Source organism: Dethiosulfovibrio peptidovorans, assembly GCA_002748665.1.
Taxonomy (GTDB): Bacteria; Synergistota; Synergistia; order Synergistales; family Dethiosulfovibrionaceae; genus Dethiosulfovibrio; species Dethiosulfovibrio peptidovorans_A.
On sequence record PDTB01000036.1, the window covers coordinates 1 to 2,748 of the forward strand.

Annotated in this window: 2 protein-coding genes, 2 tRNA genes and 1 rRNA gene; 1 reads left to right on the forward strand and 4 read right to left on the reverse strand. The window is 49.3% G+C overall.

The features are described 5' to 3' along the window. Positions 1-1,113: hypothetical protein (locus tag CSA35_09585; GenBank protein ID PIE53762.1), on the reverse strand; the 1,113-nt coding region annotated here is incomplete at its 3' end. A gap of 604 nt (positions 1,114-1,717) precedes the next feature. On the opposite strand from CSA35_09585, the gene CSA35_09590 reads away from it, so the two are divergent. After that, positions 1,718-2,218 (forward strand): peptidylprolyl isomerase, encoded by a 501-nt coding sequence (locus CSA35_09590; protein PIE53763.1) that lies wholly within the window; start codon positions 1,718-1,720, stop codon positions 2,216-2,218. A gap of 228 nt (positions 2,219-2,446) precedes the next feature. Here the strand turns inward: CSA35_09590 and CSA35_09595 are convergent. The 3 genes from CSA35_09595 to CSA35_09605 all read right to left on the reverse strand — a co-directional run. Next, positions 2,447-2,522: transfer RNA gene (locus tag CSA35_09595), tRNA-Ala, on the reverse strand. 9 nt (positions 2,523-2,531) lie between these two features. Beyond that, positions 2,532-2,608: transfer RNA gene (locus CSA35_09600), tRNA-Ile, on the reverse strand. A 45-nt stretch (positions 2,609-2,653) separates the two neighbouring features. Further along, positions 2,654-2,748: ribosomal RNA gene (locus tag CSA35_09605) — 16S ribosomal RNA — on the reverse strand; the annotation flags it as partial.

Here is a 2,748-nt window from a genome sequence, read left to right on the forward strand (position 1 = left end):
CAATTTGGAGTGATCTCTTCGAAAATCAAGGCGCGCCAACTTATTAAGAACATCCGAGATGCCGACGATGGGTTTGACGATCGTGCCACTGATCATGAAAATCGACAAACCGAGAAGGGCCATCCCCAAGAGGGAGACCAGAAGCAAGTTACGAACCAAAATGTTAGCTTCTGCCGTTACATCCGATAAGGGCACGATAATTGACAATTCCCAGGGGGCAAGATCGGCACCGAATGGAACAGGCACACAGGCTTTAAGAGAATCTGTGCCAAGTTTCAGAGATCGACTGATAAACGTTTTTTTCGAACCAGGGGCGATTATGCTCGAAATCTCCTGCATATTATCCATCTTGCCGTTAAAAACATTCTTGAATTTCTTTCCTCTCAGGCTCGTATTGGGATGATAGATGTAAATCCCCTTGTTAGAGCGAAGTATGTTGTAGCTGTTATCCGTCACGGAGGTAGCAGCGACCTCGTCAGCTACGAAATTCAGGTCTATATCGATACCGACCACTCCGACGACCTTTCCATTAATCTTCATGGGAACAGAGACACCTGTGATAAAGTACGACGTACCGCCGTTGGTATAAGAATAGCAGTAGGGCTCGAGCAGCACAATTTTTCCAGTGCTTACAGGAAGCTGATACCAACTCCCCGTCAAAGCCCCTTCAGAAGCTCCTCCGGTTCCCGTAACACCTCCCTCTTCCCGAATGAAGGTTCCCTTGAAACGGCCTGTCCTGTTGAACTCATCGATATACTCGCTGTCCTTACCGTCAAAAGCGTTAGGTTCGAAGACAAACCACGTCGCAAGAGCCTCCGGCGTTTCTTCTAAAATTTGGCGAGTGATGTCGAGGACATTGTGTCGGGCATCACGGCTCTCTCCATCTATTCCCTGTAAAGCCATGGCAAAAGTTTTTGTGATCATCACCAAGCTGTTCATGATCTTAGATATCTTTTCGGCATTTCTCTCCGCTGAGACAGTAACCAGTTGCGTTGCTTTGTTCACAGCGTTGGATCGAACTCTCACGGCCATATAGGCAACAATACATCCCTGAACGATCACCAGGCTTCCCAGAAGCAACGCCAACATCTTCCCCCGGACTCGAAGTCTCACTATTTGGTCACCTCATCTATTTTTTGGGATAGTTCTCTATCGAAGGCCCTATTATACACGTTATCAGAGTTGTGGTTTTACAAAAAAACACAGAGTACCCCAGAGATACTTTGTTCTCGTAGCCAAGATCGTTCTCATTCAGCCGTATGATGTTGCGTCCTGGACATCCACGTAAATCAGGAGGATAATATCTATCGGGCACTTCTAAAAACCCACATCCAAATCTCCCAGCCTCAGGTCGTTCCGCCAGAGTCCTGTCTCGGGCAAACGTATTTTGACCTGCCTGCTTCGTACCGTCGCCTCGAAGGGTACCTCCTGTGCTCTCTTGGCTTGGGACTACATCCTGTTGTCCCATCGATACTTTTCACGACGGTAGGTCAAAGATACGAACCTCGAATGGGCTCTGTCGAAACGAACTGAGGCAAGTTTCTTTTTTTTTTTAGAGGTTCCCCATCGTGTTTTCAAACCGAAAGGAGTCGATGAGCACCATGACGCGAAACATCCTGAAGAAAGGCTCCCTGATAATCCTCTGCTGCTCTTGATCATGACGTCTCTCTCGGTAGCATGGGGAAACAACAACACTTCTGACGGAGGAGATCAAACTATGGTACACTTGAAGACGAACAAGGGGACAATCGTCCTCAAACTGAATCACGAGAAAGCACCCAAGACCGTGGAGAATTTTCTCTCCTACGTTCGGGATGGCTTTTATGACGGAACTATTTTTCACCGGGTTATCGATGGTTTTATGATCCAGGGTGGTGGTTTCACCGCAGAGATGGAACAAAAAACCACAGGCGAGCCCATCGAGAACGAAGCGGACAACGGCCTGAAAAACGACACCTACACTGTCGCTATGGCCCGCACTCAGGATCCCAACTCAGCCACGGCGCAGTTTTTCATAAACGTAAAAGACAACGCCTTTTTGAATCACTCGGCCCCCACGATGCAGGGATGGGGATATGCCGTCTTTGGATCGGTCTGCGAGGGAACGGACGTGGTGAACGCTATTAAGGCAGTTCCCACGGGCTCGGTGGGCTTCTATCAGGATGTCCCCAAGGAGCCGGTCATTATCCTCAAGGCGACGATCCTGCCCAAGAACTAAGGCCACAGTAGCGATCACCTCGACGATACGACGCCCCCGTCTGATGAATATACGGCAAAAAAAGCGGCCCTGCCCAGAGGACAGAGCCGTTTTTTTGTCATTCGTAGTAATCGGTGCAGCTTGTGGCGGCCCAGTCGAAGTGAAGCCTCAATACAGCAGAAAAACCCCGCCAGAAACGGGGTTTTTTTAGAATCTTATCATTCTCACGAATGAGATTGAATTTTTAGATGGTGGAGGTGACCGGAATCGAACCGACGACCTCCTGCGTGCAAAGCAGGCGCTCTCCCAACTGAGCTACACCCCCAAAATTCAATGGTGGGCCGAAGTGGACTTGAACCACTGACCTCTCGGTTATCAGCCGAGTGCTCTAGCCACCTGAGCTACCGGCCCACGAAAAAGAGAACAGCGTATGAACGAGAATCGTATTTCTTTTAAGCTCCTTAGAAAGGAGGTGATCCAGCCGCACCTTCCGGTACGGCTACCTTGTTACGACTTCACCCTCCTTACCAGACACACCTTCGACGGCTCCG

Coding starts and splice junctions, on each gene's coding strand:
- CSA35_09590 (PIE53763.1), top strand. CDS start 1,718: ATGGTACACTTGAAGACGAACAAGGGGACAATCGTCCTCAAACTGAAT.